At 68.5% G+C, this 25966-nt stretch carries 24 protein-coding genes; 10 read left to right on the top strand and 14 right to left on the bottom strand.

What is annotated here, in order from left to right; translation table 11 throughout:
• Positions 1-68: 68 nt before the first annotated feature.
• From ACNPNP_RS02240 to ACNPNP_RS02230, 3 genes are read right to left on the bottom strand one after another with little or no spacing between them, the layout of a single operon-like run.
• On the bottom strand, positions 69-1811 hold the full coding sequence (locus ACNPNP_RS02240) for a cytochrome b/b6 domain-containing protein (RefSeq protein ID WP_448964441.1): 1743 nt from the start codon (positions 1809-1811) through the stop codon (positions 69-71).
• A gap of 2 nt (positions 1812-1813) precedes the next feature.
• Positions 1814-2788 (bottom strand): electron transfer flavoprotein subunit alpha/FixB family protein, encoded by a 975-nt coding sequence (locus tag ACNPNP_RS02235; RefSeq protein ID WP_448964440.1) that lies wholly within the window; start codon positions 2786-2788, stop codon positions 1814-1816.
• Positions 2788-3564 (bottom strand): electron transfer flavoprotein subunit beta/FixA family protein, encoded by a 777-nt coding sequence (locus ACNPNP_RS02230; RefSeq protein ID WP_448964439.1) that lies wholly within the window; start codon positions 3562-3564, stop codon positions 2788-2790. The genes ACNPNP_RS02235 and ACNPNP_RS02230 overlap by 1 nt, the downstream gene beginning before the upstream one ends.
• Positions 3565-3693: 129 nt before the next feature.
• Between ACNPNP_RS02230 and ACNPNP_RS02225 the strand changes: the two genes are divergently transcribed.
• Genes ACNPNP_RS02225 through ACNPNP_RS02215 form a run of 3 tightly spaced genes read left to right on the top strand, consistent with a single transcriptional unit; the run spans position 3694 to position 5161 of the window.
• Positions 3694-4230 (top strand): MarR family winged helix-turn-helix transcriptional regulator, encoded by a 537-nt coding sequence (locus ACNPNP_RS02225; protein ID WP_448964438.1) that lies wholly within the window; start codon positions 3694-3696, stop codon positions 4228-4230.
• A 13-nt stretch (positions 4231-4243) separates the two neighbouring features.
• Positions 4244-4693, top strand: a complete 450-nt coding sequence (locus ACNPNP_RS02220; RefSeq protein ID WP_448964437.1) for an SRPBCC family protein — start codon at positions 4244-4246, stop codon at positions 4691-4693.
• Between the two features lie 24 nt (positions 4694-4717).
• Positions 4718-5161, top strand: coding sequence for a YdeI/OmpD-associated family protein (locus ACNPNP_RS02215; protein ID WP_448964436.1), 444 nt, complete (start codon positions 4718-4720; stop codon positions 5159-5161).
• A 42-nt stretch (positions 5162-5203) separates the two neighbouring features.
• Here the strand turns inward: ACNPNP_RS02215 and ACNPNP_RS02210 are convergent, their stop codons facing one another.
• The 4 genes from ACNPNP_RS02210 to ACNPNP_RS02195 form a co-directional block, all read right to left on the bottom strand.
• Positions 5204-5980 carry an enoyl-CoA hydratase-related protein gene (locus ACNPNP_RS02210; protein WP_448964435.1) on the bottom strand — a complete coding sequence of 259 codons (777 nt, stop codon included), beginning with the start codon at positions 5978-5980 and terminating at the stop codon, positions 5204-5206.
• A 40-nt stretch (positions 5981-6020) separates the two neighbouring features.
• Positions 6021-6905, bottom strand: a complete 885-nt coding sequence (gene mmsB, locus ACNPNP_RS02205) for a 3-hydroxyisobutyrate dehydrogenase (RefSeq protein WP_448964434.1) — start codon at positions 6903-6905, stop codon at positions 6021-6023.
• Entirely contained in the window at positions 6902-8047 is a 1146-nt protein-coding gene (locus ACNPNP_RS02200) for an acyl-CoA dehydrogenase family protein (RefSeq protein WP_448964508.1), read from the bottom strand. The genes mmsB and ACNPNP_RS02200 overlap by 4 nt, the downstream gene beginning before the upstream one ends.
• A 66-nt stretch (positions 8048-8113) precedes the next feature.
• The gene (locus ACNPNP_RS02195; RefSeq protein WP_448964433.1) at positions 8114-9616 is read right to left on the bottom strand and encodes a CoA-acylating methylmalonate-semialdehyde dehydrogenase; all 1503 of its coding nucleotides are present in this window, start codon (positions 9614-9616) and stop codon (positions 8114-8116) included.
• A 394-nt stretch (positions 9617-10010) separates the two neighbouring features.
• Between ACNPNP_RS02195 and ACNPNP_RS02190 the strand changes: the two genes are divergently transcribed.
• On the top strand, positions 10011-10589 hold the full coding sequence (locus tag ACNPNP_RS02190; protein ID WP_448964432.1) for an antibiotic biosynthesis monooxygenase: 579 nt from the start codon (positions 10011-10013) through the stop codon (positions 10587-10589).
• Between the two features lie 4 nt (positions 10590-10593).
• Here the strand turns inward: ACNPNP_RS02190 and ACNPNP_RS02185 are convergent, their stop codons facing one another.
• A complete protein-coding gene (locus tag ACNPNP_RS02185) occupies positions 10594-11493 on the bottom strand; it encodes a LysR family transcriptional regulator (protein WP_448964431.1) in 900 nt (299 codons plus the stop codon).
• Positions 11494-11585: 92 nt separating this feature from the next.
• Here ACNPNP_RS02185 and ACNPNP_RS02180 point away from each other — a divergent pair, with 92 nt between their 5' ends.
• Positions 11586-12251, top strand: coding sequence for a type 1 glutamine amidotransferase domain-containing protein (locus ACNPNP_RS02180; protein WP_448964430.1), 666 nt, complete (start codon positions 11586-11588; stop codon positions 12249-12251).
• A 70-nt stretch (positions 12252-12321) separates the two neighbouring features.
• On the opposite strand, the gene ACNPNP_RS02175 is transcribed toward ACNPNP_RS02180, so the two are convergent.
• The 6 genes from ACNPNP_RS02175 to ACNPNP_RS02150 form a co-directional block, all read right to left on the bottom strand.
• Complete coding sequence (locus ACNPNP_RS02175) at positions 12322-13770, bottom strand: hypothetical protein (protein WP_448964429.1); 1449 nt, start codon at positions 13768-13770, stop codon at positions 12322-12324.
• Between the two features lie 66 nt (positions 13771-13836).
• Positions 13837-14760, bottom strand: coding sequence for an aldose 1-epimerase family protein (locus ACNPNP_RS02170; protein WP_448964428.1), 924 nt, complete (start codon positions 14758-14760; stop codon positions 13837-13839).
• Between the two features lie 23 nt (positions 14761-14783).
• The gene (gene araA / locus ACNPNP_RS02165) at positions 14784-16298 is read right to left on the bottom strand and encodes an L-arabinose isomerase (protein ID WP_448964427.1); all 1515 of its coding nucleotides are present in this window, start codon (positions 16296-16298) and stop codon (positions 14784-14786) included.
• Positions 16299-16314: 16 nt separating this feature from the next.
• Entirely contained in the window at positions 16315-17898 is a 1584-nt protein-coding gene (locus ACNPNP_RS02160) for a xylulokinase (protein ID WP_448964426.1), read from the bottom strand.
• A complete protein-coding gene (locus ACNPNP_RS02155; RefSeq protein WP_448964425.1) occupies positions 17895-18614 on the bottom strand; it encodes an L-ribulose-5-phosphate 4-epimerase in 720 nt (239 codons plus the stop codon). The genes ACNPNP_RS02160 and ACNPNP_RS02155 overlap by 4 nt, the downstream gene beginning before the upstream one ends.
• Positions 18615-18874: 260 nt before the next feature.
• Positions 18875-19894: a LacI family DNA-binding transcriptional regulator gene (locus ACNPNP_RS02150; protein ID WP_448964424.1), complete on the bottom strand. Its 1020-nt coding sequence runs from the start codon at positions 19892-19894 to the stop codon at positions 18875-18877.
• A 113-nt stretch (positions 19895-20007) separates the two neighbouring features.
• On the opposite strand from ACNPNP_RS02150, the gene ACNPNP_RS02145 reads away from it, so the two are divergent.
• From ACNPNP_RS02145 to arfA, 5 genes are all read left to right on the top strand, one after another.
• Positions 20008-21054, top strand: a complete 1047-nt coding sequence (locus tag ACNPNP_RS02145) for a LacI family DNA-binding transcriptional regulator (protein ID WP_448964423.1) — start codon at positions 20008-20010, stop codon at positions 21052-21054.
• 94 nt (positions 21055-21148) lie between these two features.
• On the top strand, positions 21149-22486 hold the full coding sequence (locus ACNPNP_RS02140; protein ID WP_448964422.1) for an extracellular solute-binding protein: 1338 nt from the start codon (positions 21149-21151) through the stop codon (positions 22484-22486).
• Positions 22483-23442 (top strand): carbohydrate ABC transporter permease, encoded by a 960-nt coding sequence (locus ACNPNP_RS02135; RefSeq protein WP_448964421.1) that lies wholly within the window; start codon positions 22483-22485, stop codon positions 23440-23442. Before ACNPNP_RS02140 ends, ACNPNP_RS02135 begins: the two co-directional genes overlap by 4 nt.
• A complete protein-coding gene (locus ACNPNP_RS02130) occupies positions 23442-24353 on the top strand; it encodes a carbohydrate ABC transporter permease (protein WP_448964420.1) in 912 nt (303 codons plus the stop codon). Before ACNPNP_RS02135 ends, ACNPNP_RS02130 begins: the two co-directional genes overlap by 1 nt.
• A 40-nt stretch (positions 24354-24393) precedes the next feature.
• On the top strand, positions 24394-25917 hold the full coding sequence (gene arfA / locus ACNPNP_RS02125) for an arabinosylfuranosidase ArfA (RefSeq protein ID WP_448964419.1): 1524 nt from the start codon (positions 24394-24396) through the stop codon (positions 25915-25917).
• The last annotated feature ends 49 nt before the right edge of the window (positions 25918-25966 follow it).

The following is a 25966-nucleotide window of genomic DNA, read 5'->3' as shown; positions in this document are numbered from 1 at the left end:
CCGGGGGGGGGCCCGTTTCTCGCGGTTTGCGCAGATTCCTCCGGAGTCATGCGGACAGACCACGGGGATCAGCGCGCTGATACGTTCCCGAACAGCTTCGCGATGGGGGCGAGCACGAGGGGCCTGGCGGCGACCCATGCTGCGGCGATGACGACGAGGGATGCCGCGAAGAACCAGAACCCGGTCCAGTTGTCGGCGTAGGCGTTCGGATCCGTCGAGCCCTGCGCGGCGTACATGTGGTTGAGGTTGCGCAGCGCGCCGGTCGCGAACACGAGGAACACGTGGATCGCGATGAACACGACGAAGTACAGCATCACCGGGAAGTGCAGCGCACGCGCCCACTCGACCGGGTACGCCTTGTTGAGCTTGTCCGCGTTCTTCGGCCAGATGCCGCTCATCCGCACACCCGTGATGGCGGCGAGAGGGGCGGCGATGAAGATCGTGGTGCCGTAGGCGAGCTGCTGCAGCGAGTTGTAGTTGACCCAGCCGTTCTCGGTCGGCCAGTCCAGCGACACGTACTGCAACGCGGCGGAGAGCGCGTTCGGGAAGACTTCCCAGCTCGTGGGGATCACCCGCATCCACTGCCCTGTCACGAACAGCAGCACGACGAAGACGATGCCGTTGACGAGCCAGAGGATGTCGAGCGACTGGTGGAACCAGAGCGTCAGACTGATCTTGCTCTTCTTGTTGCCGCGTGCCGTCCAGAAGGCCGTGGGCCTCTTGTCATGTCGCACGCTGAGACCCGAGCGGATGATCAGCACCATCAGGAACACGTTGAAGAAGTGCTGCCACCCGAGCCACCCGGGGAAACCGACCGGAGCGCCCTCGGGCAGGTGGTACTCGCCGGGGTAGGTCTGCAGGAAGTCCTGCATGCCCGACAGGCTCAGCAGCCACCGCACGAAGAACACGGCCATCGCCGCGGCACCGAGAAGGCCGATGCCGCCGACGATGACGGCCCCTGCCCACTGCGCCTTCGTGAACGGGCCGATGCGCGTGGGCTCCGGCTTCGGCGCCGGGCGGATGAACGCGTTCTTGCCCGGGAACACCGTGCGCTGGAACGGCAACGGCGAGCTGACGTCTACCGTCGCCAGCGCGGTCGACGGCGTCGCATCGCCGGTCCCTGCCGTCTGGTCGACCGCGGCCGCCTCGCCGATTCGAGCGCCTTCCGAAGGGCTCGGCGCCTGCGCGGCGATCTCGATCGCGTCGGTGGGCTCAGCGGTCGCTGCGACGACTGCGGTCGTGCCGGCTGGGGGCCACGGCTCGCCACCCGGCGTTCGCGGGAGTCCGCGGCGGAGGGCGTCGCCGGAGCCGGTCGCCTCGGTGGTCGGCGTGGCAGTTGCGGTTGTGGCCGGAGCCTCATCAGCGGTCGGAACCGACTCGGTCGACGCTTCCGCTACAGAATCCGGCACGCGCGCCATCGATCGATGCAGCGACTGCTCAGACGTATCGCGGACAGGTGGTGCGGTCGTCGCGGCGGTCACGGCCGGCCAAGGCTCGCCGCCGGGCGTGCGGGGCAGGCCACGGCGCAACGCCGTGTGTGAGCCAGAGGCGGATGCCGCCGCATCCTGCGTCGCATCCGCATCCGCATCCGCATCCGCATCCGCATCCGCATCCGCATCAGGTTCTGGCATCCGCGCCATCGATCGATGTAGCGCTTGCTGAGAAGTGTCGCGGATGGGTGAGGACGCGGCCTCTGGGGGTGCCTCGACGGGCGCAGCGATGTCGGTGACGACCTCGACGTCGCCTGCGGGAGGCCAGGGCTCGCCACCGGCCACGCGCGGCAGGCCGCGCCTGAGCATCCGCGTCGCCATGGTTACTTCTTCCGTGCTTCGAGGGCCTCGACCACCTGCGGCACGATCTTGAACAGGTCACCGACGATGCCGAAGTCGGCGACGTCGAAGATGGGGGCCTCGGGATCCTTGTTGATGGCGACGATGTTCTTCGCCGTCTGCATGCCTGCACGGTGCTGGATCGCACCGGAGATGCCGACCGCGACATACAGCTGCGGCGACACCGACACACCGGTCTGACCGACCTGATGCGCGTAGGGGATGTACCCGGCGTCGACCGCGGCACGCGAGGCGCCGATCGCCGCGCCGAGCGCGTCGGCGAGCTGCTCGACGAGCACGAACTGCTCCTTCGACCCCAGGCCACGGCCACCGGAGACGACCTTCGTCGCGCCACGCAGCTCGGGCCGGGACGACTCCGCCTCGACGACCTCGACCGCCCCCGCCTGCGCCGCGGCGGCACCGGATGCCGTCACCTCGAGCGCCTCGACGGTCGGGGATGCGACGGCCTCGGCACGAGCATCGACAGCCCCCTGACGCACCGTGATGACCGGCGCGCCGAAGGTCGGCGCGGAGTCCACGAGGTACGCACCGCCGTACACGGAATGGTGTGCGACGATGCCCTCGTCGTCTCGTGAGACCCCGATCGCGTCCACGGACAGCGCGAGCTTCTCGCGCACCGCCAGACGACCGGCGATATCACGACCGGCGATCGAGTTCGACACGAGCACCGCATCCGGCCGCACCTGCCGGTACGCCGCCTGCAGGCCGTCGACCAATGGAACCGTGAGCGATCCGGCATCCGCATCCGCCGTCAGCACGACGGTCGCGCCGGCCGCAGCCGCGGCATCCACTGCGCTCTGGGATCCGCCGGGCACCAAAGCGACCGGAGACCCGATCGTCGATGCCGCACCGATCAGCGCCGCGGTCGAACTGGCCGCGTCGCCCGCAGGGGTCACGTCGACGAGCACGAGGATCGCGTTGTCGGGGTAGCTCATCATCACACCAGCCTGTTCTGCACGAGGTACTCGACCAGCTTCGCACCGGCGTCGCCCTCATCGGTGATCTTCACGCCCGCCGCGCGCGGGGGCTTCTCGGAGACCGTGGTCATGATCGTGCGCGGCGCAGCGCCAGGGTCGGCCGAGACGCCGAGGTCGTCGAGGGAGAGCACCTCGAGCGGCTTCTTCTTCGCCGCCATGATGCCCTTGAAATTCGGGAATCGCGCATCCGGCAGCGCCTCGGTGATCGAGATCACCGCAGGGAACTTCACCGTCACCGACTGGTTGCCATCATCCGCAGCACGCGTACCCGTGACACCATCAGCCGTGATCTCCACCGCATTCAGCGCGGTCGCCTGCGCGAACCCGAGATGCTCGGCGAGCATGGCAGGGATCACGCCGCCCGAGCCGTCGGTCGAGAGGTTGCCCGTGATCACCAGATCGGGTTCGCCACGACGAACGGCCGCAGCCAGCGCCTCCGCAGTCAGTCCGAGGTCAGCACCGGCGAGCTGCTCGTCGACGACATGCACCGCGGATGCCGCGCCGATCGCGAGCGCGCGACGGATCGACGCGGTCGACGACTCCGGAGCCATCGCGAGGGCGACCACCTCGGTGCCGTCGTTCTTGTCGGCGTACGACAGCGCGACTTCCAGCGCACGCTCGGTGATCTCATCCAGGACCACATCCCCGGCCGCACGATCAGCCAAGCCGGTCTCGAGATTCAGCTTGCGATCGCCGTAGGTGTCCGGCACCTCTTTGACCAAGACGAAGATCTTCATCGAACGCTCCTCACGACAAGACCGATTCTAGTCAGCATGGCCGATGGAATCGAGTTTCAATGTTCATTGATACTCAGATTCACACCGGAGATCACGACTGATCGCCGGTTCTGCCGATACGGTGGAACCGTGGCCCTCCCCCGTCCCCTTCCCACCGATCCGCTCGCCGAGGCGAAGCGGCAGTGGCTGGCGCACGGGTGGACGGATGCCGCCGACGGCATGACCGTGGTCACCTCGGTGATGCGGGCGCAGCAGCTGCTGCTCTCGCGCGTCGATGCCGCGTTGAAGCCGTTCGGCCTCTCGTTCGCACGCTTCGAAGTCCTGCGATTGCTCGCCTTCAGCCGCGCGGGCAGGCTGCCGCTCTCCAGCGTCGTCGCCCGCCTTCAGGTGCACGCCACGACGGTGACGAGCACGGCGGAGCGGCTCGTGCGCGACGGCCTGATCCGGCGCGAACCGCACCCGCATGACGGACGCGCGGCGATGCTGGCCCTCACCGACGACGGTCGTGCACTCGTCGAACGCGCCACCACTGCGCTCAACGACGAGGTGTTCAGCCGCCCGGGGATGAGCTCGGCCGATGCCGCGGATCTCGTCGCGATCGTCGCACGCCTGCGCAAGAACGCGGGCGACTTCACCGAGCCGCGTCCGCAGCCGGATCCGCTGTGACGACGCACGCCTGATGGCGCGGTTCACCCTCGAGCGCGTCATCCGCGCGACGCCTGCCGAGGTCTTCGCCGCCGCGATCGATCCCGCGCTGCACGTGGAGTCCATGGCCCGGTACGGCGAGACGATGGTCAGCGGTCCCGAGGGCGGGACGTTCACCGAAGGCTCCGAAGTGACCTGGCGTGCGCGCCACTTCGGCGTGCCGTTCCACCTCACCTCGATCGTGTTCGACATCGCACCGCCGCACCGGTTCCGCGATCGGCAGACGAAGGGCCCCTTCGCCGAGTTCCACCACGAGCACGTCTTCGAGGAGCACCCCGATGGCACGCTCATGCGCGACACGATCGACTTCCGTTCACCGTTCGGCCCGATCGGCGCGCTCGTCGACCGACTGTTCATGCGCGAGTACATGCGCCGCCTCATCGACGAGCGCGGCGCGGTGCTGCAGGCATCCCTCGAAAGCTGAGCCGCGCAGTTGTAGCCTGTCGCCATGACCGAGTTGCATCTGAAGACCGTGCTCGAAGGTCACGGACCCGCCGCAGCCATCGTGCTCACCGACGAACAGGTCGCATCCCTGGGCGCGGGCAGGGCGTTTCCCGTGGTGGTCGACTTCGGCGATCGCAGCATCCGCCTTCGCCTGTCCCGCATGGGCGGGCAGAATTTCATCGGATTCAGCAAGGCGGCGCGCGTCGAAGCCGGCGTCGAGATCGACGAGGAGATCGAGGTGACGATCAGCCCTGACACCGCGGAGCGCGTCATCGAGATCCCCCCGGCTCTCGCCCTGGCACTGGATGCCGACCCCGCCATCAGGGCGGCATTCGAGAACCTGCCGCCGTCCAAGCGCAAGGAGATGGCGCGTCAGATCGACGAGGCGAAGGCCGAGGAGACCCGCAGCCGCCGCCTGCAAAAGATCATCGACGCGCTCGGTGAGTGACGGCGAGTGACACAGGCTACGGATGGCCGCAGGTACGCACGCCTACTGGTTGGTGAAGTTCGGCGCCCGCTTCTCCCGGAAGGCCGACATGCCCTCCTTCTGGTCCGCGGTGTCGAACAGCGCGGCGAACGCCTGCTTCTCGTGCGCGAGGCCGTCGGCGAGCGTCGTCTCCATCGCGGCATCCAGCGCGGCTTTCGCCGCGTAGAGCGAAGGCAGCCCCTTCGACGCGATCGTCTCTGCGAGCGTCGTCGCCTCGGCGAGCAGATCGGATGCCGGCACCACCCGTGACACGAGACCCGCACGCTCTGCTTCCTCTGCACCCATCATGCGTCCGGAGAGGATGAGCTCGGCGGCCTTGTAGTAGCCGACCGCGCGGATCAGCCGCTGCGTTCCGCCCATGCCGGGGATCACCCCGAGGTTGATCTCCGGCTGACCGAACTTCGCATTGTCGGAGGCGAGGATGATGTCGCACATCATCGCGAGCTCGCATCCGCCGCCGAGGGCGAAACCGCTCACGGCGGCGATCACCGGAGTGCGGACGGCCGCGAAGTCGCTCCACTCGCCGAAGTGATCGGTCGCGCGCATGTCGGCGGCCGACATCGACTCCATCTCCTTGATGTCGGCGCCGGCAGCGAACGCCTTCTCCGAGCCGGTGACGACGATCGCACCGACGCCCTCATCCCCGTCGAACGCCACGGCGGCGGCAGTGACCTCCTGCGACAGTCGAGAGTTCAATGCGTTCAGCGCCTGCGGACGGTTCAGGGTGATCCACCCCACGCGCCCGCGCTGCTCGACCAGGATCGTCTCGTACTCGGTCATCGATGGCTCCTCAGTGGTGGGACGACGTCACTGACGATCATCACACCTGCCCGTCGCGGATGTCGGTGATGATGCCGGAGAAGTCCCGTCCTCCCCCGGAGCCCGCGGCGAACGCGGCATAGATCTCCTGTGCAAGGCGCCCCATCCGCGCATCCGTCGAGGTCTGTTCGATCGCCTGCAGGGCGAGCCCGAGATCCTTCGCCATGAGGGCACCGGCGAACCCAGGCTGGTAGTCGCGGTTCGCCGGGCTCGTCGGAACCGGCCCCGGCACGGGGCAGTTGGTCGTGAGCGCCCAGCACTGCCCCGATGCGTTCGCCGCCACGTCGTACAGGGCATCGTGCGAGAGCCCGAGCCGCTCCCCCAGCACGAACGCCTCTCCCACCACGATCTGCGAGACGGCGAGGATCATGTTGTTGCAGACCTTGGCCGCCTGCCCGAGCCCCGGCCCGCCGCAGTGCACGATGCGCTTGCCCATCGCCTCGAGCAGCGGGCGGGCCGCGGCGAAGTCGTCATCGGATGCTCCGACCATGAACGCGAGCGTCGCGTTCTCGGCTCCGACCACTCCGCCGGAGACGGGCGCATCGACGTTGCGGTGGCCGGCGGCGATCGCCAGTGCGTGGGCGGCCTGCGCCTCGTCCACCGCGATCGTGGACGACTCGATGAACAGCGTTCCCGGTCGCGCGGCGGCCAGCAGCCCGCCCTCGTACGCCTCGATCACATGCGTGCCGGCCGGGAACATCGTGATGACGACATCCGCATCGGTCGCGGCATCCGGACCCGACTCGGCGAGCGGCACACCGGCTGCCACCGCGGCCTCTCGCGCGGCCGGCATCACGTCGAATCCGGCGATGTCATGGCCGGCGGCCTGCAGGTTGCGGGCCATCGGCAGCCCCATGTGACCGAGGCCGAGGAATGCGATCTTCATGACGCCGCCTTGAGCGCGTCACGTCCGACGATCATGCGCATGATCTCGTTCGTCCCTTCCAGGATCTGATGCACCCGCAGGTCCCGCACGACCTTCTCGATCCCGTAGTCCTGAAGGTACCCGTAGCCGCCGTGCAGCTGAAGGGCATCATTGGCGACGCGGAATCCGGCATCCGTCGCGAAGCGCTTGGCCATCGCGCATCGCACTGTCGCATCGGCAGCGTGCTCATCGACGGCGCGCGCACCGTCCTGCACCATGAGCCTCGCCGCGTGCAGCTCGGTCTCCATGTCTGCGATCGCGAACACGATGCTCTGCTTCTCGGCGAGCGCCTCGCCAAACGTGAACCTCTCGTGCACGTAGCGCCGCGCCTGGTCCAGAGCCCAGCGCGCACCGCCGAGCGAGCATGCCGCGATGTTGAGACGGCCGCCGTTGAGCGCGGACATCGCGATCGCGAAGCCCTGCCCCTCCGCGCCGAGCAGAGCGGATGCCGGTACCCGCACCTCATCGAGGATCACCTGCCGCGTCGGCTGGGCATGCCAGCCCATCTTCTTCTCCGGCGCGCCGAAGGACAGGCCCTCCGCGTCACCGGGGACCAGGAACGCGGAGATGCCGCGGGCACCCGCCTCTCCGGTGCGCGCCATCACGACGTAGACGGCCGCCTCTCCGGCGCCGGAGATGAACTGCTTGACGCCGGTCAGCACGTACTCCTCGCCGTCCCGGATCGCGCTCGTCGCGATGGCGGCGGCATCCGAGCCGGCACCGGGCTCGGTCAGGCAGTAGGCGCCGAATCCCGTCATGGCGGTGAGTTCCGGCAGCCACTGCGCACGCTGCGCATCAGACCCGTAGGTGTCGAGCATCCACACCACCATGTTGTGGATGGAGATGTATGCCGCCACCGCCGGGTCGCCCTTCGCGAGCTCTTCGAAGATCGCGACGGTGTCCACCCGAGCGAGACCGGTTCCGCCGAACTCCTCGTCGGCGTAGATGCCGCCGAGACCGAGTTCGCCGGCATGCTGCAGCGCCTCGCGCGGGAACACGTGGTTCTCGTCCCACTCGGCGGCGTACGGCGCCAGCTCGGTCTCTGCGAACTCGCGAACCGCGTGCAGGATGGCCGCGCGCTCTTCGGTGGTTGTGGTGATCATCGTCATCGGGGATCCTCTCGCCTTGTGGGCAGATCGTTGATGTGGTCGGTCATCGTCGGGTCGGTCTCAGTGCATGGTCGGGATGACGAAGCTCGCCCCGTCGCGCACACCGTGCGCCGGCCAGCGGCTCGTCACCGTCTTGGTCTTCGTGTAGAAGCGGAACGCGTCGGCGCCGTGCTGGTTGAGGTCGCCGAAGCCGCTGCGCTTCCAGCCGCCGAACGTGAAGTACGCGATCGGAACGGGGATCGGCACGTTCACGCCGACCATCCCGACGTTCACTCGAGCGGTGAAGTCGCGGGCGGCGTCGCCGTCGCGTGTGAAGATCGCTACGCCGTTGCCGAACTCGTGATCGGATGCCATGGCGAGCGCCTCTTCGTAGTCGGCGGCGCGGGCGATCACGAGCACGGGTCCGAATATCTCCTCGCGGTAGATCGACATGTCGGTGGTGACGTGGTCGAACAGGGTGGGTCCGAGGTAGAAGCCGTTCTCGTGTCCGTCCACGGTGAGCCCTCGCCCGTCGGCGAGCAGCGTCGCGCCGGCTTCGATGCCCTGCTGGATGTAGCCCTCCACGCGCTCCACAGCGGAGAGCGCCACGAGCGGACCGTAGTCGACGTCCTCGGCTAGTGCCGGCCCGACGCGCAGCCGGCCGACGCGTTCCGCGAGCTTCGCGGCGAGAGCGTCGGCCGTCTCTTCGCCGACGGGAACGGCGACTGAGATCGCCATGCAGCGCTCCCCCGCCGAACCGTAGCCGGAGCCCATCAGCGCATCAACGACCTGATCGAGATCGGCATCCGGCATCACGATCATGTGGTTCTTGGCCCCGCCGAAGCACTGCGCCCGCTTGCCGTGGGCGGTCGCCGTCGAGTAGATGTACTCGGCGATCGGCGTCGATCCCACGAACCCCACGGCCTGGATGCGCGGATCCGTCAGCAGAGTGTCGACGGCCTCCTTGTCGCCGTGGACGACGTTGAAGATGCCGGCGGGCAGTCCCGCCTCGAGGAACAGCTCTGCGAGGCGCACCGGCACCGACGGGTCGCGCTCGCTGGGCTTGAGGACGAAGGCGTTGCCGGCGGCGATGGCCGGGCCGGCCTTCCACAGCGGGATCATCGCGGGGAAGTTGAACGGGGTGATCCCGGCCACGACGCCGAGGGGCTGACGCATCGAGTAGACGTCGATGCCAGTGCCCGCCTCGGTGGAGTACTCGCCCTTGAGCAGGTGCGGTGCGCCGGCGGCGAACTCGATCACTTCGAGACCGCGCGGGATGTCGCCCTTGGCGTCATCCAGCGTCTTGCCGTGCTCACTGGAGAGCAGCGTCGCGAGCTCGGTCATGTTCTTCTGCACGAGATCGAGGAAGCGCAGCAGCACTCGTGCCCGCTTCTGCGGGTTGGTCGCCGCCCACGCCGGCTGCGCGGCCTCGGCGTCGTCGATCACACGACGCACTTCTTCTGCCGACGCCAGCGGCACATGCGCCTGCACGGTGCCCTCGCTGGGGTCGTAGACGTCACCGAAGCGTCCGTCCTTGGGCGTGAGAAGCGATCCGCCTACGAAATGGGGGATGGTACGAGTCATTATGCGATGTCCCTTCGCGCCGTCGTTGGCACGATGAACAGATTACTCTGGTCTCCGTATATTTACTAGGGCGCCCAAGCATTCCTCCTCCAGCCTCTGCGGAAGGGCCGGCGATGTCGACGTCGCACGTTCGATGCCCGTTCACCATCCGGTCACCTTCGACACGTACAACTGCAGGTGCGCGGAAGAACTCAGACCGGAACGGGTAGTCAGGACTTTCCGCGCGACGGTGAGCAGAGCTCCCGAGACCCCCGCCGAATCGGGTCGGCGGGGGTCTTCTCCGTCCGGGCCGTGCCGCTCGGCGACGTCGCCCAGCGGCTCGAAGCAAACACGAAACAAAGCCCGCATACACTCGGATCCGCCACAAGCACGCTTCATCTCCGAGGGGCCCACCATGTCCAGCGTTCCGATCACCGTCTCCATCCGCCGCGAGGTGGACCCCGCACGCATCTCCGAGGCGACCGCGTGGGTGCAGACCGGCGTCAATCTCGCGAACAAGCACCCGGGTTTCCTGGGCTCCGGGTGGGTGCGCGCCGGCGAGGATTCGCAGCTCTGGCACATGCTCTACCGGTTCGCGAGTGTCGAGACGCTCGAGGCGTGGGAGCAGTCCCCCGAGCGCACCTGGTGGCTATCGATGGGCGAGGGATTCGTGCGCAGCGAGCATTCGCGCAGACGCACAGGGATCGAGGGCTGGTTCGACGAACCGGCGACCGGTTCGATCAGCGTTCCGGATGCCGTCGCCGCCGACGATGCACCGCCCGCACCGCCGCGGTGGAAGCAGGCGGTGACGATCTGGCTCGGCTTCTTCCCCGTCAACCTGCTCTTCAGCCTCGCGATGACGCCGGTGCCTGGTTGGGGCGAACTGCCGCTCTGGCTGCGGGTGCTCGCGACGACGCTCGTGCTCACGCCGATCATGACCTACTGGGTGCTCCCCTGGGTCACCCGTGCCCTGCGGGGCTGGCTCGCACGCTGAACCTTCAGACCCCCTCGACCGCGGTGCGCAGCGCGCGCTCGACGATCGCGACGCCCTCATCGAGACGACCAGGCCGACGCACCAGGTGCAAGGTGTTGATCGGCGGGTCGTCGGTCTCGCGCAGTACGACGAGCCGCCCTTGCCCCAGTTCTTCTGCGATCAGATACGTCGGCAGCACCGTCACTCCCGCCCCGGCGGTCGCAGCCGCGGCCAGAGCGCGGAGGTCGGGCGCGATCAACTGAGGTTCGCGCTCCAGACGGACGCCGAACACGTGCCGCCAGTAGCGCCGCAGGATCGGGACGTCACGCGCGTAGGAGAGCAGCGGCCGGGCATCGATGTCCGAGGGACGCAGGCCCGCGGAGGGTTCGATCCCCAGGGACGGCGATGCGACGAGGACGAACTCCTCATCGCACAGCGCAGCCGTCGGAAGTGCACGGCCGCGCGGCCGCACCGCCGAGATCACCACATCGAGGCTGCCGACCCTGAGCTGCTCCAGCAGGTCCTCGGCGAGACCGTCGGTCGCTTCAAGACGGAGCCCGTCGGCGATCGCCGGTGCGAGGGCGGGGAGGGCGACCCGGGCGAGGAACTCCGCCGCTCCACCCAGGCGCACTCGTGGAGCATCGACGGCCGGCTGCGCGCCCAGGGCCTCCGCCAGTGCATCGAGCGGACCGGAGAGACGGGCGGCGAGTTCGTCGGCACTGGCGGTCGGGCGGATGCCGCGGGCGCGACGCACGAACAGCGGTTCTCCGACGCTGCGCTCCAGGGACTGCAGCTGCGCGGTGACGGACGACTGTGCGAGACCGAGCACCCGTGCGGCTGCCGAGACCGAACTCGAACGATAGGCCGCAAGAAACACCCGCCATCGGTCGAGGCTCTGCAATCCATCGGAATTTCGATCGCTCATATCGAGAATCTATCGGAATCACCCATCTGCAACGACCGTTGACATCGGTGTCCGCAACCCACGGCATAGCCGTCAGACCCTTTGGAGTCCACATGTCCACCGTCCTCTTCGTCGTCACCGGCGCTCGCACCTGGACCCTTTCCGACGGCACGGCGCACGCCACCGGCTTCTGGGCGGAAGAGCTGCTCGCGCCGTACGCCCTGCTCACCGAAGCCGGCCACGACATCGCCTTCGCGACACCCGGCGGCGTCGCGCCGATCGCCGACGCAGGCAGCCTCGCCGAAGGGGATGCCGAGGCGATCGCGCGCATCACCGCGCTCCGGACGCCTCTCGTGCTCGCCGACGTGGATCCCCTCGCGTTCGACGCGGTGTACTACCCCGGCGGCCACGGACCGATGCAGGACCTCGCCGTGGACGCCGACTCCGCTCGACTGATCGCCGCCACCGTCGCGGCCGGGCGTCCCCTCGCCGCGGTGTGCCACGGACTCGCGGCGCTGCTGCCGGCGCGCACCTCCACGGGCAGGCCCCTCCTGGCCGGACGCCGGATCACCGGCTTCTCGGATGAGGAGGAGCGCATCGGCGGCCTGGCCGACCGCGCACCGTTCCTGCTCGAGACGTCGCTGCGCGAGCTCGGCGCTGACGTCGAGGTCGCGGCGCCGTGGAGTGATCACACAGTCGTGGACGGGCTGCTGATCACCGGGCAGAACCCGCAGTCATCGGCATCCGTCGCTGCGGCGCTGGTGACGGCGCTCGGCTGACTCACGAACTGCTCGAATGGCGCAAGTGCGGCATCTCGCTGGATGCCGCACTTGTGCTTCGGAGTCGGGGTCAGTCCCAGGTGACGGTCGGGGTCTCCTGGGCGAAGTCGACCGACGGCGTGTCCATGTAGCCGCCGAACCAGACCTCGAACTCCGAGGTCTGGCCGTCCTTCGTGCCCTGGAGCGTCATCTCCACATCGGGGGTGTCGTACGTCGAGACCAGAGTGGGCGTGGAGTAGTCGACCTCCGGCACCATGCTGTCGAGCGTCGCCATGCCGTCGCTCGTGATCGTCCTGGTCACCGAGCCGTCGACCGGTGTGTGGCCGCTGAGGTCGATCTCGGTGATGTCCATGCCGCAGGGCGTCGTGAGCGTCTTCATCGCCACGCATTCCTCGATGGCCGCACGCACGAGCGACCGGAACGTCGCTGCGCCGTCATCGGTGAGCACCGGGTAGATGTCCCAGAACAGCTCGCTGTCGTCGTCCGTCGTCAGCGTGAACGTGTCGGTGTCGGAATCGAGCGCGAACTGCTCGTAGCCGAGCGCCAGCTGGTAGGCACCGGGGAAGAGCGAGGTCGACGGGTCGGCGGGCTCGACCCCGTTCACCGTCAGCCCGAGACCGTCGAAGTTCGACAGCGTCGCCATGACCAGGCCGTCGCTGATCACCCATCCGTCGTCGGACGAGCTGTACGCGGTGAATTCGCGTTCGATCGTCTCGCCTCCGACCGCGAAGGACGCCGAGACCGTCGCCTCGTACTCGCTGGCATCCTCTGACTCCTCCACGACGATGTCGGTGATCGGGGCGAGCTCCAGCGATGCACCGAGCACCTCGTCGGTGAGCAGACTGTCATCCGCGTACGTCTCGACGAACGTGAGCGCCGTCTCGGCGTCGCCTTCCGACAACGCCGTCAGGTACTCCTCGACTGCTTCGGATGCCGTCGGGGCGGCCCCGCGCAGCAGACCAGGCACGATGATCGCTGCGGCGACCAGCAGCACGAGCACCGCCGCTCCACCGATGATGCCGAACAGCAGCCCCTTCGACATGGGCTTGCGCGGCGCGGCCGGCGCGACCGGATAAGCGCTGGTGGGGTATCCGCCGGCGGTATACGCCTGTGGTGCGTTCGGGTCGTACACGGGAGCGTTCCCCGGGTACACCGGAGCGTTCGGGTCGTACACCGGAGCATTCCCCGGGTACACCGGCGCGTTCGGGTCGTACACCGGCGCCGCATGGGGCGCGGGGATCGCCTCCGGGTCGGTGGAATGACCCGCCCCAGGGAGCTCGTGCCCACCGGCAGCGGGCGCGGGTTCGGGCGTCGGTGCGGGCGCAGGCGCGGGCTCCGGCATCGGTGCGGGCGTCGGCGCGGGTTCGGGCGTCGGCGCAGGCACGGCTCCCGCATCCGTCGAGCCCGCATCCGAAGAGAACATTCCGTCGAAGCCGTGCTGACCCGCGGCCGTGTCGCTCACCGACTCCGGCACGTTCGTCGGGGTGGGCGGGGAGTTCTCCGGAGTGTCATTCGTCACGGCTCCCATCGTATTGCCAACGCGACGGGCCCCCCGTGGGCAGAAATGCCCATGGGAGGTGCGTGATCAGATCGCGCGGAAGCGCCAGGATGCGGCGGCTTCGGCGCCCGCATCCAGCACGATCAGGTCGACGGTCGAGTTGAAGGCGTCCGGTGGGCACGTCATCGGCTCGACGGCCAGACCGATCCGGCTGTTCGCCGCATCCGTCGGAAGGTCGGCGGTGTGCACCTGCACCCACGGGCAGCTCTCGTCCCAGCGCAGTGCGACGCCGCGTCCGTCCGCCGCCACGACGCGCACCTCGGCGAATCCGTCGGTGCGGTCGAGTTCGGTGAAGGCGTGATCGATGAACACGTCGCCGATCACGCGCGGGGTGCGGAAGTCCCATTCCGGATGCGCATCCACCGACTCCACAGCGACCGGGCTCAGCCGATCGGCCGTGACGGTGAGCACCTCGGATGCCGGGAGCTGGAGAGTCCAGTCATCGACCCGTCCTTCGCCACCGACCAGATACGGATGCGGACCGGTGCCCCAGGGCGCCGCATCCGTCCCGAGGTTGCGGGCGGTGGCGGTCTGATTCAGACCGTCTGAATCGAGACGGAACTCCACGGCGACCTCGACGCGGAACGGATACCCGAGCTGAGGTTCGATCACGGCTTCCAGCACGACGCGGTCGTCTTCCACCACGCGGTCGGCGAACTCGGTCCACGCCAGCAGCCCATGCAGCGCGTGTCCGCGGGCGGGCTCGGTGAGCGCGAGCTGGTGCGCCCGGCCGCCGAACGAGTAGCTCCCGTCGACGACGCGATTCGGCCACGGAGCGAGCGTCGCTCCACGGTACGCGGGGCGCACCTCATCGGCGTCGAACGGCACGATGAGGTCGCGGCCGTCGTGCTGCAGCATCCGCAGCGTCGCGCCGACACTGGCGATGACCGCCTCGTAGCCGTGGGCGGAGATCCGCAGCTGACGACCGGATGCGGGGAGGGAAGCGCTCATGTCCTCGACGATAGCGGGCCGGTTCACAGGCCCTGCGCCAGGCGGTAGTAGGCCTGGTTCCAGCGCACCTGCTTCTGGAACTCGGGCAGCGTGGTGTCGTCGTCGATCACGAGCAGTTCGACCTCCGCCATCTCGGCGAAGTCGCGGAACGCCTCGAGCCCGACGGCGGTCGACATGACCGTGTGGTGCGCGGCGCCCGCGGTCAGCCAGCCCGCGGCGCTGGTGTTGAAGTCGGGTGCGGGCTTCCAGACGGCACGGCCGACGGGGAGGTTCGGGAGAGCGGCGCGCGGCTCGACGTTCTCGACCACGTTCGCGGTGAGGCGGAAGCGGTCGCGCATGTCGCTCATCGCCACGACGACGGCGGGGCCGGGGTCGGCCGTGAAGACCAGGCGCACCGGGTCGTCCTTGCCGCCGATGCCGAGCGGGTGGATCTCGAGCGTGGGCTTCGCGGTGGTCAGCGACGGCGACACCTCGAGCATGTGCGCGCCGAGGATGAGCTCGTCGCCGGGAGTCATGTCGTAGGTGTAGTCCTCCATGAGGCTGGCACCGCCGGGGAGTCCTGCACCCATCACGTTCGCGATGCGCACGAGCACTGCCGTCTTCCAGTCGCCCTCCGCGCCGAAGCCGTACCCCTCGGCCATGAGCCGCTGCACGGCGAGACCCGGCAGCTGCTTCAGGTCGCCGAGGTCTTCGAACGACGTGGTGAAGGCGCCGAACCCGCCCTCTTCCAGGAACGACCGCAGCCCGATCTCGATCGCTGCTCCGTCGCGCAGCGACCGGTGCCGCTCGCCACCCTTGCGCAGCTCAGGCACGACCTCGTAGAGCTCCTCGTACTCGGCGACGAGCGCGTCGATGGCCGACGCGGATGCCGCGGCGACAGCATCCGCCAGGTCGTTCACGCCCCAGGTGTTGACCTCCACGCCGAACCGCAGCTCTGCCTCGGTCTTGTCGCCCTCGGTGACCGCGACGAAGCGCATGTTGTCGCCGAAGCGGGCGAGCTTCAGGCTGCGAGATGCCGCGAGCCCGGCGGCAGCGCGCTGCCAGGTGCCGATCTCCCGCTGCACGCGCGGGTCGCTGGCGTGGCCGACGACGGTCTTGCGCGGCACACCGAGGCGGGTCTGGATGTATCCGAACTCGCGGTCGCCGTGCGCCGCCTGGTTCAGGTTCATGAAGTCGAAGTCGATGTCGGCCCACGGCAGCTCGACGTTCGCCTGCGTGTGCAGGTGCGCCAGCGGCTTCTGCAGGGCATCGAGGCCCGCGATCCACATCTTGGCGGGGCTGAAGGTGTGCATCCACGCGACGAGTCCGATGACGCGGTCGTCGGCATTGGCCTCGAGCGCGATGCGCTTGATCGCGGCGGAGTCGGTCAGCACCGGCTTCCATACGATGCGGACGGGAACGTCGGATGCGGCATCCAGCGTCTCGGCGATCCCGCGCGACTGCTCGGCGACCTGCGCGAGCGTCTCAGGACCGTACAGGTGCTGACTTCCGGTGAGGAACCAGACCTCGTAGGCGTCGAGGGAGGTGGTCAGTGACATGGCGTGTCCTTTGAGATCAGAGGGAGTCGACAGCGGCCGACTCGATGGCGAGCCCGGCGCGATAGCGGGCGAGGTAGGTGAAGAACCCGACGGCATCCGCAGGGTCGGGGGCGACAGTGGAGAGGGACGCCGCGGCGAACACCCGCTCGTCGAGGTAGACGCCCAGACTCACGTCATCGGCGTGCGCGAGATACGACGCCAGCACGGCGATGCCCCAGGCGCCACCCTCGGAAGCGAGTTCACCGACCGCGACCGGCGCACCGAGAGCACCGGCGAGGAAGCGCTGCGCGACGCCTGCGGTGCGGAACATGCCACCGTGCGCGAACATGCGGTCGATGACCACGCCCTCCGCCTCGAGCACCTGCATGCCCAGCGCCAGCGTGCCGAACACGCCGTACACCTGCGCGCGCATGAAGTTCGCGAGCGAGAAGTCGCTGCCGGGCGTGCGCACGAACAGCGGCCGGCCCTGATCGAGACCGGCGATCGGCTCGCCGGCGAGATGGTTGTACGCCAGCAGGCCACCGGCATCCGCTTCGCCCTCGAGCGCCTCACGCAGCAGCGCGTCGAAGACCGCGTCCTCGTCGAGGGGCTGCCCTGCGGCTGCCGAGAAGCGCGTGAACAGCCCAGCCCAGGCAGCGAGTTCGCTCGCGCCGTTGTTGCAGTGCACCATGGCGACGGCGTCACCGGCCGGGGTCGTCACGAGGTCGAGTTCGTGGTGCACGCTCGTGAGCGGTCGCTCGAGCACGACCATCGCGAAGATGCTCGTGCCGGCCGACACGTTGCCGGTGCGCTGAGCCACCGAATTGGTCGCGACCATGCCTGTTCCCGCATCGCCCTCCGGCGGACAGAGCGGGATGCCGGGGCGCAGAGCGCCCGTCGGATCCAGCAGTGCCGCCCCCGCTGCGGTCAGAGTGCCGGCCGGGGCACCTGCGGGCAGCACTCGGGGGAACAGCTCGCTGAGGGGTGCGGGCAGACGGTCGGCGGCGAGGACCGAGCAGGCGTCCAGCATCCCCGCGTCGTAGTCGCAGGTCGCGGAGTCGATCGGGAACATGCCGGACGCGTCGCCGACGCCGAGCACCCGCTCGCCCGTGAGCGCGCTGTGCACGTAGCCGGCGAGCGTCGTGACGAAGTCGAGCTGCGGCACGTGCGGCTCCTCATCGATCACCGCCTGGTGCAGGTGCGCGATCGACCAGCGCAGCGGGATGTTCACGCCGAGCAGCCCGGTGAGCTCGGCGGCCGCGACACCGGTGCTGGTGTTGCGCCAGGTGCGAAACGGCACGAGAAGCTCGCCCGCAGCATCGAAGGCGAGATAGCCGTGCATCATCGCCGAGATGCCGATGGCGCCGAAGGTCTCGGGTCGTACGCCGTGCTGCGTCTCGGCATCGGCGATGAGGTCGGCGAATGCCGTCTGCAGCCCCTGCCAGACCTCGTCCAGTGCGTAGGTCCAGAGCCCTCCCTCGAGGCGGTTCTCCCACGCGAACGATCCTGTCGCGAGCACCTCGGTGGCATCGCTTCCGATCAGGCACGCCTTGATACGCGTGGAGCCGAGTTCGATGCCGAGGCTGGTGCGCCCCTCGAGGATGTCGTCACGGGCACTCATCGCCGGGTGTCTCCGCTCTGGCCGTACACGTTCTGGTAGCGGTCATAGAGACTGTCGATCGCGTCCTGCGGGATCGGGATCAGCGGGCCCGCCTCGCGGGCGTAGTGCACGGTGCGGGCGACGTCCTCCACCATGACCGCGGCCTTCACGGCGTCCTTGGCGTTCACGCCGATCGTGAAGGGCCCGTGGTTCTGCATCAGCACCGCGCGCGAGCGGTGGCCGCTGAGCGTCTCCACGACGCCGCGGCCGATCGAATCGTCGCCGATGATCGCGAAGGGGCCGACCGGGATCGGGCCGCCGAACTCGTCGGCCATCGCGGTGATGACGCAGGGGATCTCCTCGCCGCGCGCTGCCCAGGCGACCGCGAACGTCGAGTGCGTGTGCACCACGCCGCCGACGTCGGGCATGTGCCGGTACACGTAGGCGTGAGCGGCGGTGTCGCTGGAAGGCGCTCGTTCACTGCCCTCGCTGCCGGGGACCACGACGCCGTCGAGGTCGCACAGGATCATGTTCTCGGGGGCGAGGTCGTCGTAGCTCACGCCGGCCGGCTTGATCACGAACAGATCGGCGCCGGGAACCCGGCCGGAGACGTTGCCGCCGGTCCACACGACGAGTCCGCCTCGGACGAGCTCGCCATGCAGTGCGGCGACGTCGGTTCGGATGGCGGCGATGGAGGCTTCGACCTCGGGGGTGAATGCGGGTGCGTCGTTGCTCACGGGTTCCTCGTTGATCAGGGCTGTGACCGGTCACAGTCAGCCTAGGGAGCGGCAGAGGCAGCCGTCAAGGTGGGCTGACCGCTCGGATGACGGCACTGACCCCTGCACAACTCCGGAGGTTTTCGCCACCCGCACGAGCGCAACCGCGGAATCACGCGGATCGGGCACCCTAAAGACTGCGACGAGCGACGCTTCTCCGGAGTTATGCGGGCAGTTGGCCCCAGAGCTCCGGCGATGGGGCGCGCGGCGTCCGGGCTCGGCTACGCGAGCGGCGGTGCGACGGACTCGCGCGCGATGAGGACGGGGGCGACGGGCGCGAGGTCGGATGCCGCGGCATCCGACCGTCCGGTCAGCACGGCGACAGCACGACGGGCGAGTTCTTCGAAGTCCTGTCGCACCGTTGTGAGCTTCGGCCAGTAGTACGCGGCGTCCGGGATGTCGTCGAAGCCCACGACGCTGACGTCGGCCGGTACGGAGGCTCCGTTCTCGTGCAGCCCGCCGAGGAGGCCGAGCGCCATCTGATCATTGGCCGCGAACACCGCAGTGGAATCGGAAGTCAGCACGGCACGCGCGGCCTCGTAGCCGGAGCGCGCGGTCCAATCCCCCGCCACCACGAGGGCCGGCTCGAGCGCACGATGGGCCAGCTCCGCCGCATACCCCTCGGCCCTGGACTCGGCCTCCAGCCAGTCGGCGGGGCCGGCGAGGTGCGCGATGCGCCGGTGCCCGGCATCCGCCAGCGCTGCGACGGCCAGACGCGCACCGGCGGCTTGATCGACCGAGAGCCCCCGCGTCCCACGACCGGCGGAGTGCAGTGTGAGCACCGGCACACCGACGGGCAGGATGTCGAGGGCGTGGAGGGTGCGAGCGTGCGGGGCGACGACGACGATGCCTTCCACACCCTGCGTGACGAGGTGCTCGAGCGCGGAGACGACCGACTCGTCGTCGCCCGCGTCGGCGAATGCTGCGCTCACCCAGTACCCCGCCGCACGGGCCGCGTTCTCGATCGCCGCGATGCTGCGGGACGGCCCGTACTGCAGCGCATCGGAGGCCAGCACCCCGAGCGTGCGCGAGCGGCGGGTGCCGAGTGCCCTGGCTGCGTTGTTCAGTCGGTACCCGAGCTCGACCATCGCCTGTTCGACGCGCGCTTTCGTGTCTGCAGCGACATCGGGATGATCGTTGAGCACCCGCGAGACGGTCTGCCTGGAGACCCCGGCGAGCGCGGCGACGTCACGGACGCCGACAGCACGCACCCGCGCCTGGGAGCTGCTCGACTCGGTCACGCGGACGAGTGTACGGCGTGCGCAGCGGGCGGATGCTTCGCGCTCCACTCCATCTGAATGGATTACATCGTGGTAATCCAGGAGAATGCGAGCGTCGCGACTAAGCTTGCGGCATGACATCGCCGGCGCCGCCCCCCGCGACGATGAAGGACGTCGCAGCCCTTGCGGGCGTCTCGCAGAAGACGGTGTCCAACGTCGTGACAGGCGCGGTTCCCGTCCGCGAAGAGACCAGGACCCGCGTCGAGGCCGCGATGCAGAAGCTCGACTTCGTCCCCAACCTCAACGCCAGAGGGCTGCGCAGCGGACGCTCGGGCACCATCGCCCTCGCCCTTCCCGATCTCGCCACCGCGTACTCGGCCGAGCTGCTGCATCGGATCGTCGATGCCGCCCACGGCCGGGGGCTCGCCGTGCAGATCGAGGAGACCGCCGCGACGCCGGAGCGCGAGCGAGAACTGCTCGCACGCGCCCGCTCGCATCTGATCGACGGCCTGATCCTCAACCCGATCCGCCTCGAGGACAGCGTCATCCGCTATGCGGACCGGTTGCCACCCCTGGTCGTGATCGGCGAGGTGGAGCAGAATCGGGCCGATCATGTGCGCATCGACAGCCGGCTCGCCGCCGCGGATGCCACTCGCCACCTGCTCTCGCGCGGCGCCGAGCGGATCGCGGTGATCGGCGGCGACGATGACGCATCGTTCGCGACCGCCACCAGTCGGCTCCGCCTGGAAGGTGTGCACGACGCCCTCCGGGAGGTCGGGATCCCCCGCGATCCGCGTCTGGAGGTCAATCGCCTGCCGTGGTCGATGGCATCCGGTGCCGACGGTGCGCGCGAACTGCTGTCCCGCGATGTCGCGTTCGACGCCGTCGTGGCGTTCACGGACTCACTGGCCGTCGGCGCACTGCATGCCCTCCACGAGCACGGCATCCGCGTGCCGGAGGACGTGATGATGACCGGCTTCGACGACGTCGAGATCTCGGAGTTCACCTCGCCCTCCCTCACGACCGTCGCCTTCGATCGCGGCGCGTTCGCGGATGCCGTTCTCGATCTGCTCGAGTCGAGGATGGTCGATCGATCGGCCGCGCCGCGATCGCGCACGCTCGCGCACCGCGTCGTCGAACGCGCGAGCACCGCACGGCCTTCGCCGGCCGACCGCGGCTGAGCGGGCCGCGCCACCGATCTTCGGCGTGTCCTTGCATCCTGATTACTGCGATGTAATCATGTAGACGCCAACCCCCGGTCACGAAGGAGTGACGATGACACCCCCGCTCGATCTGTCCCGCCGACAATTCCTCACCGCCAGTTCGCTGGCCGCCGGCGCAGCCCTGCTCGCAGGGTGCGCTCCCGGTTCCGCGATCGGCGACAGCACTCAGACCCTGCAGTTCTGGCATCTTCTGAGCGGCGGTGACGGCGTCACGATGTCGTCCCTGCTCGACGGAGTCAACGGCGCGCAGGGCGCATATCGCATCCGCCCGACCGTGCTCGCCTGGGGAACGCCGTACTACACGAAGCTCGCCATGGCGGGTGCCGGTGGGCGCGCTCCGGACGTCGCGATCATGCACGCCACCCGCGTCAACGGATGGGCGCCGGGCGGCCTCCTCGACGATTGGGATCTCGATCGACTCGCGGATCTCGGTGTCGACAAGAGCACCTTCCCCGCCCCGATCTGGGAGAAGGGCTTCGTCGGCGACAGGCTCTTCAGCGTCGCGCTCGATGCCCATCCGTTCGTCATGATGTTCAACACCGATGTCTGCGATGCGGCGGGAGTGCTCGACACCGACGGTCGCCTACGGGAGACGAGCTCTCCCGAGGAGTTCGTCGACCAGCTCCGCGCTGTCAGCGGCTCAGCCGAAGGGCACGCGCTGTCGTACGGGTACCTCGGTGACGGCGCCCAGATGTGGCGACTGTTCTACGGCCTCTACGCGCAGCACGGTCTCGCCATGGAGCTCCCCCTCGGCGGCAAGGCCGTGATCGACAAGGATGCCGCTGTCGAGTCGCTCACCTTCATGCAATCCCTGCTCGACGGCGAGATCGCCGCGGCCCAGAACGACTACGGATCGGCGATCGCCGAGTTCGCCACCGGCAAGAGCGGCATGCTCTTCACCGGCGTCTGGGAGCTGCGCACGATGCAGAACGCGGGCATCCCGTTCGATGCCGCGATGATCCCGACCCTCTACGGCACCCCGGCCGTGTACGCCGACTCCCACTCGTTCGTCCTCCCCCACCAGGCGAACGCCGACGAGGCCAAGCGCGAGCTGACCTACCAGTTCGTGGCCGATGTGCTGAAGGGCTCGTTCGGCTGGGCCGAAGCAGGGCACATCCCGGCATTCCTGCCGGTCACCGAATCCCCGGAGTACGCCGAACTGATCCCCCAGGCGAACTACGCCGAGGCCGCGGAGCACGTCGTCTACGACCCGTCGGCGTGGTTCACCGGATCGGGCTCCAGCGTGCAGGAGGACTTCGGCGCCGCTGTGCAGGGCGTGCTGCTCAGCGGGGACGACCCCGCCGCGGCGATAGACCGCTTCGAGGCGCGCGTGAACACCATACTCACTCAACCGAATCCGGCCGACCCCGAAGGGACGTGGAAGCCATGACGACCTCTGCCACCGCATCCGGCGCCGCCACCCGTACGATCGTCACCGGCTCCGCCGCATCCGCCGTCCCTGCCCGCCGCGCGGGCAGCCGCAATCGTGAGCAGCTCATCAGCTGGGCGTTCCTCGCCCCGTTCCTCATCGCATTCGCACTGTTCCTCGTGTGGCCGATCGTGCACGGCATCTACCTCAGCTTCACCGACCAGTCCCTGACCGGGGCCGGTGGGTCGTTCGTCGGCTTCGCCAACTACGGCGAGGCCCTGACGGATCCCGTGATGTGGCAGTCGATGTGGAACACCGTCTGGTTCACGCTGCTCTCCACAGTGCCGCTCGTCGTGATCGCGCTGCTCATGGCGGCGCTCGTCGACCGGGGCCTGCCCGGCCAGTGGCTCTGGCGACTGTCGTTCTTCATGCCCTACCTGCTGGCATCCACCGTGATCTCGCAGATCTGGGTGTGGATCTTCAACCCGCAGATCGGCGCGGCGAACAACATCCTCAAGGCCCTCGGTCTCGAGCCGCTCGCCTGGCTGCAGAATCCGGACACGAACATGCTGTCGATCGTGATCGCGACTGTGTGGTGGACGGTCGGATTCAACTTCCTGCTCTACCTCGCGGCCATGCAGAACATCCCGCCGCAGCAGTACGAGGCGGCGTCGCTCGACGGTGCGGGACCCTGGCGTCAGTTCTGGTCGATCACGTTGCCGCAACTGGGACCGGCCACCGTGCTCATCCTCATCCTGCAGATCCTCGCCTCGCTGAAGCTGTTCGATCAGGCGTATCAGATGCTCGGCGGCGTCGCGAGCGACACCACCCGCTCGATCGTGCAGTACATCTACGAAGCCGGCTTCGTGAACTACCGGTTCGGGTACTCGGCCGCCATCTCGTACGTGTTCTTCGCCCTCATCGTCATCATCGGCGTCGCGCAGGCCCTGGTCTCGCGTCGCCGGAAGGAGCTGTGATGTCCACCGCCACTCTCTCTCACACCCAGGCGATCACCGCACCCGGCGCGCGTCGCCGCCGTCGCCCGCATCTGCCTGGTCAGAAGCCGTTCGGGCTGCTGCGCGTCACCGCATTCGTGGTGCTCGCCCTGCTCGCCATCGGCTGGCTGCTGCCGTTCCTCTGGGCGATCGCCACGGCGTTCAAGACCGAGACGGATGCCGCATCCGGCGACCCTTCGTGGATCGGTGCGGCCGGTCCCACTGTCGAGGCCTTCACCGCGATCCTCTCGCAGGGCAACGTCTACACCTGGGCGTTCAACAGCCTGTGGACCTCGGCAGCGATCACGCTCATCACACTGGCGATCTCGGCACTCGCGGCCTACGCGTTCTCGCGGATGGACTTCACCGGACGCAAGTGGCTGTTCGTCGTCGTGATCGCGTCGATCATCGTGCCGCCCCAGGTGCTGATCATCCCGCTGTTCTACCAGATGCTGACCTTCAACATGATCGACACGCATTGGGGCCTCATCCTGCCGCAGGTGGTCGCGCCGGCGATGGTGTTCATCCTGAAACGGTTCTTCGACGCGATCCCCATCGAGCTCGAGGACGCCGCACGCGTCGACGGCGCGAGCAGGTTCCGAATCTTCTGGTCGATCGTCCTCCCGCTGTCGCGTCCGATCCTCGCGTCGGTGGCGATCTTCGTGTTCATCGGAGCGTGGAACAACTTCCTGTGGCCGTTCCTGGTCATCAACGACACCACCCTGATGACGCTGCCGGTGGGTCTTCAGACCGTGATCAGCGCCTACGGCGTGCAGTACGCGCAGGTCATGGCGCAGGCGGTGCTCGCCGCCCTCCCGCTCATCATCGTGTTCATCATCTTCCAGAAGCAGATCGTCAAGGGAGTCGCGACCAGCGGCTTCGGCGGTCAGTAGTCCGTCACCACCCGGCATCCAGCCAGAAACAAGGAGAGCAATGTCCCACGCCCGTATCACCATCGACCGCGACTACACGATCGCCGACGTGCCGCGCAGGCTCTTCGGCTCGTTCGTCGAGCACATGGGCCGCTGCGTGTACACCGGCATCTACGAGCCGGGCCATCCGATGGCCGACGAGCGCGGCTTCCGCAAGGACGTGCTCTCGCTCGTCAAGGAGATGGGCCCGACGGTCATCCGCTATCCCGGTGGCAATTTCGTCTCCGGCTACCTGTGGGAGGACGGCGTCGGGCCTGCGGCTGACCGCCCGACGCGCATCGACGGCGCCTGGCACACGATCGAGACCAACGCGTTCGGCCTGCACGAGTTCGTGGACTGGGCGCGCGAGGCCGACGTCGAGATCATGGAGGCCATCAACCTGGGCACGCGCGGCGTCGAGGAGGCGCGTGCTCTCGTGGAGTACGCCAACCACCCCGGCGGCACGTACTGGTCGGACCTGCGCCGCAAGAACGGCGCAGCCGATCCGTTCGACATCAAGCTGTGGTGCCTGGGCAACGAGCTCGACGGCCCGTGGCAGATCGGGCACAAGACGGCCGCGGAGTACGGGCGTCTCGCGCAGGAGACGGCGAAGGCGATGAAGCTCGTCGATGACTCGATCGAGCTCGTCGCGGTCGGGTCGTCGAACAGGCAGATGCCGACATTCGGCACGTGGGAGCACACCGTGCTCACGCACGCCTACGACGAGGTCGACTACATCTCGATGCACGCGTACTACCAGGAGCACGACGGCGACGCCGAGTCGTTCCTCGCCGAGGCCGTCGAGATGGATGCCTTCATCGAGGGCGTGGTCGCGACGATCGACGCCGTGAAGGCCGCGGGCAAGCACACGAAGCAGGTCGACATCTCGTTCGACGAGTGGAACGTCTGGTACCAGTCGGGACTCGACACCGAGGACCAGCCGCATCAGGTGTCGAAGTCGTGGCGCACGCACCCCCGCCTGATCGAGGACACCTACTCCGTGACGGATGCCGTCGTCGTGGGAACCTTCCTCAACAGCCTGCTGCGCCACGGCGACCGCGTGCGTATCGCCAACCAGGCGCAGCTGGTCAACGTCATCGCGCCGATCCGATCCGAGGAGGGCGGGGCAGCCTGGCGGCAGTCGACGTTCTGGCCCTTCGAGCGGATGGCGCGCCTCGCCACCGGGCAGATCCTTCGTCTGGCGGTCTCGTCGTCGCAGATCAGCACGAAGCGCTACGGAGACGTCGACGCGGTCGACGCCGCGGCGACCTGGGACGAGGAGACAGGGCGACTGGTCGTCTTCGTGGCGAACCGTTCACTGGAGGAGTCGAACGACCTCACCATCGATCTGCGCGGGCTGGGCGATCTTCGCGTCACGAACGCCGAGACGTTGACCGTCCCTGAGGCCGGGGATCGCCACACGGCGAACCTCGAGACCAGCCCTGATGCCGTGCGCATGGTGCCGCTGACCGCCGCTGAGGTCGTCGACGGCGCGGTCCGCGCGACACTGCCTCCGCTGTCGTGGTCGGTGATCGAACTGAGCTGAGGAGATCCCCCGTTCGAGTCGCGCGGATGCATGCCTCCGCGGCGGATGC

Source organism: Microbacterium xerophyticum (assembly GCF_053543555.1).
The sequence above is the reverse complement of the archived record's forward strand: the minus strand, read 5'-3'. Positions and strand labels throughout refer to the sequence as shown.